This window comes from Rhizobium sp. N122 (genome assembly GCF_002211295.1).
Lineage (GTDB): Bacteria > Pseudomonadota > Alphaproteobacteria > Rhizobiales > Rhizobiaceae > Rhizobium.
In genome coordinates this window covers 139,041-145,186 of the sequence record NZ_LOKU01000010.1, presented here as the reverse complement: position 1 = coordinate 145,186, position 6,146 = coordinate 139,041, and the positions used below count along the sequence as shown (strand labels likewise).

Here is a 6,146-nt window from a genome sequence, read left to right as displayed (position 1 = left end):
TCGCAAATCCAGAGAAAGAGGTCGCACCATCATTGCCGGCCTCCACACCAGCAATGACCTTGAATCACAAAATCAAAGGCAAGGGAATCTCCGCACGATTCCGATTAGCGCTGACAGACTCTAGGCCGGAGCCTCGAAGGACGAGGGCGGATGAGGAGCGGTCCCCCATCCATTGCCGAAGAGATAGCGGTGGCCGGCCTTGAGGCCCCCTGCGGGGCGCCTCAGGATGAGGGCGGAGAGAGGGCGCGGCAGCCCCGATCTTTGCCGAACCACATCACTTCTCACATAGCCGCCGGCCGCCCGAATATGGCTGGTAGGTACAATCGGATGGGCGGAAGGAGCGGTAACTGCGCGAGCAGGCGGTGATGTTGCAGGACTGCGGTGCGCCTTGACCATCATCTGCTGTTTCGGCCGATCGCACGCCGTTCAGCGTTGCTTCGCTCGTCGCCTCGCGCATGAAGTCCCGCCAGATATGCGCCGGCAGGCCGCCGCCCGTCACCCCCTTCATCGGCGCGTCATCATCATTGCCGACCCAGACGCCGACGACGAGCGCGTCGGTGAAGCCGACGAACCAGGCGTCACGATTGTCCTGGCTCGTGCCGGTCTTGCCGGCCGCAAACATGCCGGGATCCGCGCCGCGTCCGGTGCCGCGCTCGACCACCAGCTGCAGGAGGCCGAGGAGATCGGACTGATAGGGCGAAAGATCGACAGTCGGCTTTGACCGTGAGCCGACGCGAAACGTCTTGGGCTGCCCCGCCGCCTGGAAGTCGATGATGCCCCGGGGCTTGACGGGTGCCCTGCCGAGTTGGACGGAGGCATAGGCGCTGGTGAGGTTAAGCAGATTGACTTCGGAGGTGCCGAGCGCCAGCGACGGCGTGTTGGCCAGTGGCGCATCGATGCCGAGTTCGCGGGCTGCGGCAATCACATTGTCGAGACCCACCTCTTGGGCAAGCGCCACCGACGCGGCATTGAGCGATCGCGCGAACGCCTCGGCAAGCGTGACCCAGCCGCTATAATTGCCACCGGAATTTTCCGGCGACCAGCCGTTGACGTCGATCGGCGCGTCCAGAACCCGGTCGGACAGAGTGAGCCCAGCCTTCAGGGCTGCGTAATAGACGAACAGCTTGAAGGTGGAACCCGGCTGGCGCATCGCGGTGACGGCGCGGTTGAACTGGCTTGCCTTATAATCGCGCCCGCCAACCATCGCCACGACCGCGCCGTCCGGCGTCATCGCAACCAAGGCGGCTTGCGATGCGCCGACTGTCCTTCCTTCTCCGTCCAGAGCTCTTTTCACGATCCGTTCGGCGCTCTGCTGCAGCTGCGGCACCAGCGTGGTGCGCACCGTCGTCGAACCCGGCGAGGAGCCGGCGATTTCGCTCGCTTGCGGCGAAATCCAGTCGGCAAACCAGCTTCCGGAGCGCGGCGTTGGTGTCGTCGGGTGCAGCCTGGCAAAGCTCGTCTTGGCCGCCGCCGCCTGTGGCGCGGTGATCTTGCCATTGGCCGCCATCGCGTCGAGAACGACCATGGTGCGCTGCCGCGCGCCTTCGAAATTGTCGATGGGATTCCATTGGCTCGGCGCCCGCAGCAATCCCGCCAGCATCGCCGACTCCGGCAGGTCGAGAGCGTCGATGTCCTTGTTGAAATAGATGCGCGCGGCGGCAGGCATGCCGGTGGCGCCGGCGCCAAGATAGACGCTGTTGAGATAGCGCGTCAGGATTTCCGCCTTGCCGAGCTTCCACTCCAGCCAGAAGGCGATGACGACCTCCTGGATTTTTCGTTTTATGGTTCGGTCGCTGTCGAGATATTGCAGCTTGATCAGCTGCTGGGTGATGGTGCTGCCGCCTTCCACCACCGAGCCAGCCTCCAGGTTCCGCAGAAGCGCCCGCCCGATGCCCCTGGGGTCGATGCCGAAATGATCCATGAAGCGGCGATCCTCGATTGAAAGGACGGCATCGATCAGATGCGGCGGAAACTGCTCGTATCGGGCATAGGGCCCTTGATAAGGTCCTTGTCTCACCAGCGGCGCCCCGTCGGCGGTTTCCAGCACGACGACCGGCTTTAACGTTCCATCCCGTATTTCGCTCCAGGGCACGTCTTTCAGGGCCCACACCAGCACGCTTCCGACGACGAGGCAGACAAGAAAGACGAACCCCAAAGCGAATTTTCGCCATCCGGCGATGCGCCATGTGCTCTGTCGATTTTCACGCGGGCTTGAACGCCGATCGCGAATACGCCGCGCCGCCCCTGCCAAAGCAGTCGTCATCCATGTCAGGGGAGCCGACGCCATTCCAGGCCGCGTCGATCTCTTGAGCTTCGCCCCCCAAAACAATGCGGCCGTCTTGATCTTTGCCAAGGCAGAACTTGCCTGCACATCCTGACGTATCGCCCGTAACAGCGTCCTTGCGGCCCGCCTGGTTTGGTCGAAGGATCCATGGGGCGGCTGCGGGTCGTCGACTGGGGTTCCCGGCGAATCCGAGGCGGCCGCCGGCGCTGCCGACTCCAGGGTCTGATTGCGGCCCGAGCTCGAGCTGCTAACGTTTTCACCTGAGGATTCGGGAGAATTGGGCATCGCTTACCGCAAAAAAAGAAACGCAGCATGACCTTTATAGCGGGGTGATGCTGCGTGTTCCACCGTAAAAGGCTCACCCGCACGGTGGGTCGTCGGGCGGGTTTTTCGTTGTCAATGTGCGACTTGGGAAGCTGCCGACATCAATTCCTGGGAATTCGGTGCCGTGTAGGTCTGGAGCCCGGCCTCCAGAACTTCAGTGAAGCTCCAGCGCACGATGCCCTCCCGGTCGATCAGGAACTGACCGACAAGCTGCCCGTGGTCGGCCGTCATCATCTGCTGATCGGCTTCGGTAATTTGATATCCTTCCTTCTCGTTGAGAAATTCGTCCATGGCCATCACGCTCATAGGCTCGGGCAACTCGCCCGGAAGATCGATCCGTATCGCCATGGCCGTGTCGATCCCGACCTCGCGCAAGCCGAAGGCTTGGTGCGAAGCCCGCACGGGGTCGGAAGCAGCAAGGAGATCGGGTATCGGATGGTAACGGAAATAGAGCCGTGCGCGTTCGACCGGGGTGTTTACAACAGCCAGGGATTGGACGCCTTTCTCACGCAGCATCGGGTTGAGATATGCCATGGCCGCGACATGGCGCCGGCAGAACGGACAATGCAGGCCGCGAAACAAACCGATCAACACGGGGCTGCGGCCACGAAAATCATCGAGCGCGATCTTCCCCTCGCGCGAGATCGCATCAAACACAACGTTTGGGACCCGGTCGCCCGGTTGTAGCGGATGGTCGACAGAGCGTGTGGACATGGACAACCTCCTCGCTCGGGGATCAGCCGAGAAAAGGCGCCACGTTAGGTCGAGGTCGAAATTGAGCGTTGCAAGGCATGACCTCTCGTCTTACCGCACCGCCAGGATCGGATCTAAAATGGTCTCACATTGGCGCACGGGCAAGCGCTAAACAGCGAATCGTGAATTGAAAAAGTCCGTTTTCTGCAAATTCGGATATTTTTTGGCGGCCGCAGAGGCCGGCACAGAAAATTGAGCTGAGGGATAGGAATCCGCCAGCCCTGCAGCCCGCGGATTCGGCCTCGCATTAGAGGCCAGCCGTGCTGGCCCCTTATCTCCTGTCAGATATCGCTTGCAGCGCTCGACCAGAGCTCTGCCGCTTCGGCCGCCGTCATGCGGCGCACCTCGGCCTCGTGGCTGCGGCTGGCGAAGAGTTCGCTGGCCATGATCTGCTCGGCAAGATCGGCAGGCAGCGAGAGGATGACGCGGCCTTCGCCATTGTGCAGGCCGCCGAGTTCGGTGCGTTTGCCCGTTACCATGCCGCCGGCGACCGTGTTGTTGGTCTCCGGGTCGATTAGGATGAAGGAGCCGGACAGCCGGTTCTGCTCATAGGGGTCGAAGATCGCGGCCTCGTCGAAGACAAGCCGGACTTTGCCGATGGCGTTCATGTAGAGCCGCTGGGCGGCAGTCCAGCTGCCGGTCTTCAGCTCGAGCTGGCTGAGCGGCTGCACCTGAACGCGCTGGCGGCGCGAACCGCTCTTCAGCCAGTAGCGTTTGCCGGGCTCGATGCCCTCGGGCTGCAGCGCGACGATCTGCGCGTCGAAGGCGAGGCCGACCTGCGGCTGGGCGTCGATCGAGACGATCATGTCGCCGCGTGCCACATCGACCTGGCGGTCGAGCACCAGGGTGATCGCATCGCCGGCGACGGCGGCGTTGCGCACCAGATCGAAGGTGACGATCTTGGAGACATTGGCGACCATGCCCGACGGCAGGATCATGACGCTGTCGCCCGGCTTCACAGAGCCGCCGGCAACCGTGCCCTGATAGCCGCGGAAGCTTTCGCCGGGGCGCGAGACGCGCTGCACCGACAGGCGGAAGCCGACTGTCTGCGACGAGCGCACAGTCGCAAGCTCCAGCGTCTCCACAAGCGTCGGGCCGGTGTACCAGGGCATGGCGGCCTGGCCGGAATAGACGACGTTTTCGCCCTTCAGCGCCGACATCGGAATGGCGGTGATCTGCTTGACGCCGAGCGACAGCGCGAATTCCCGGAATTCATGGCTGATCTTGTCGAAGCCGGCGCGGTCGTAGCCCGTCAGGTCGATCTTGTTGACGGCGAGGACGAACTGCTTGATGCCGAGCAGCGAGGCGATCGTCGCGTGACGGCGCGTCTGTTCCAGAATGCCGAAGCGGGCATCGACGAGCAGGATGGCGAGATCGGCGGTCGAAGCACCGGTCGCCATATTGCGGGTGTACTGCTCGTGGCCGGGCGTGTCGGCGACGATGAAGGAGCGTTTGTCGGTCGAGAAATAGCGATAGGCGACATCGATGGTGATGCCCTGTTCGCGCTCGGCCTGCAGGCCGTCGAGCAGCAGCGCGAAATCGGGCAGGCCGAGATCGTTCTGCTTGCCGGTGGAATCGCGCTGCAGCGTGGCGGCCTGGTCTTCCTTGACCGCCTTGGTGTCCCAGAGCAGGCGGCCGATCAGGGTCGATTTGCCGTCATCGACGCTACCGCAGGTAATCAGGCGCAGCGGGCGCGAGTCGCGCTGGGCCTTCTGCGGCTCGGCCGCGGGCAGGCTGACGGCGGTTGCGGCCGAGACGGCGGTGTTGGCTGCGGTCATCTCAGAAATATCCTTCACGCTTCTTCTTTTCCATGGAGCCGGACTGGTCGCGGTCGATGGCGCGGCCCTGGCGTTCGGACACCGTTGCGATTTCGAGTTCGGCAATCACCTCTTCAAGGGTGGTTGCCTGTGAGCGGATGGCGCCGGTCAGCGGGAAGTCGCCGAGGGTGCGGAAGCGGATCATGCCTTCCTGGCGGACTTCGCCGGGCAGCAGTTCCAGGCGCGGATCCTCGGCCAGGATCATCATGCCGTCGCGCTCCACGAAAGGCCGCTTCTTGGCGTAATAGAGCGGCACCAGCGGAATGTCCTCGGCCTGGATGTAGCGCCAGATATCCACCTCGGTCCAGTTCGACAGCGGGAAGGCGCGCACGCTCTCACCCTTGCGGATCATGCCGTTATAGACGTTCCACAGTTCCGGCCGCTGGTTGCGCGGGTCCCAGCGATGGTCGGGCGTGCGGAAGGAATAGATGCGCTCCTTGGCGCGGCTGGCTTCCTCGTCGCGCCGCGCGCCGCCGAAAGCGGCGTCGAACTGGCCGGCATCGAGCGCCTGGCGCAGACCCTCGGTCTTCATGATGTCGGTGAAGGCGGCCGAACCATGGGTGAAGGGGGTGATGTTTTCGGCCGCACCGCGCGGATTGATGTGCTCGATCAGGTCGAGATCGTACTTCCTGGCGGTCTCGTCGCGGAAGGCGATCATCTCGCGGAACTTCCAGCCGGTGTTCACATGCAGCAGCGGGAAGGGCACGCGGCCGGGATAGAAGGCCTTGCGCGCCAGGTGCAGCAGCACCGAGGAATCCTTGCCGATCGAATAGAGCATGACCGGACGCTCGAATTCGGCCGCAACCTCGCGGAAGATATGGATGGATTCGTTTTCCAGCGCCTTCAGATGCGGGTCGAGCGGCGCCTTGGCGCTCTGCGGGTTGCTGAGTTCCGTATCCGGACGGCTATCGGGCATGTCTTACTCCAGACTGTCGATCTTTGCGGCTGCCCACAAAGCAATTCTTGAG

4 protein-coding genes are annotated in these 6,146 nt (G+C 63.2%); all 4 read right to left on the bottom strand.

The features are described 5' to 3' along the window. Window positions 1–274: 274 nt before the first annotated feature. Window positions 275–2,569: a PBP1A family penicillin-binding protein gene (locus ATY75_RS09745; protein ID WP_088937375.1), complete on the bottom strand. Its 2,295-nt coding sequence runs from the start codon at window positions 2,567–2,569 to the stop codon at window positions 275–277. A 111-nt stretch (window positions 2,570–2,680) separates the two neighbouring features. Next, the gene (locus ATY75_RS09740) at window positions 2,681–3,322 is read right to left on the bottom strand and encodes a peroxiredoxin-like family protein (RefSeq protein WP_088937374.1); all 642 of its coding nucleotides are present in this window, start codon (window positions 3,320–3,322) and stop codon (window positions 2,681–2,683) included. Window positions 3,323–3,642: 320 nt separating this feature from the next. Beyond that, window positions 3,643–5,139 carry a sulfate adenylyltransferase subunit CysN gene (gene cysN / locus ATY75_RS09735; RefSeq protein WP_088937373.1) on the bottom strand — a complete coding sequence of 499 codons (1,497 nt, stop codon included), beginning with the start codon at window positions 5,137–5,139 and terminating at the stop codon, window positions 3,643–3,645. Window position 5,140: 1 nt separating this feature from the next. Further along, complete coding sequence (gene cysD / locus ATY75_RS09730; protein WP_064837453.1) at window positions 5,141–6,094, bottom strand: sulfate adenylyltransferase subunit CysD; 954 nt, start codon at window positions 6,092–6,094, stop codon at window positions 5,141–5,143. Window positions 6,095–6,146: the final 52 nt, after the last annotated feature.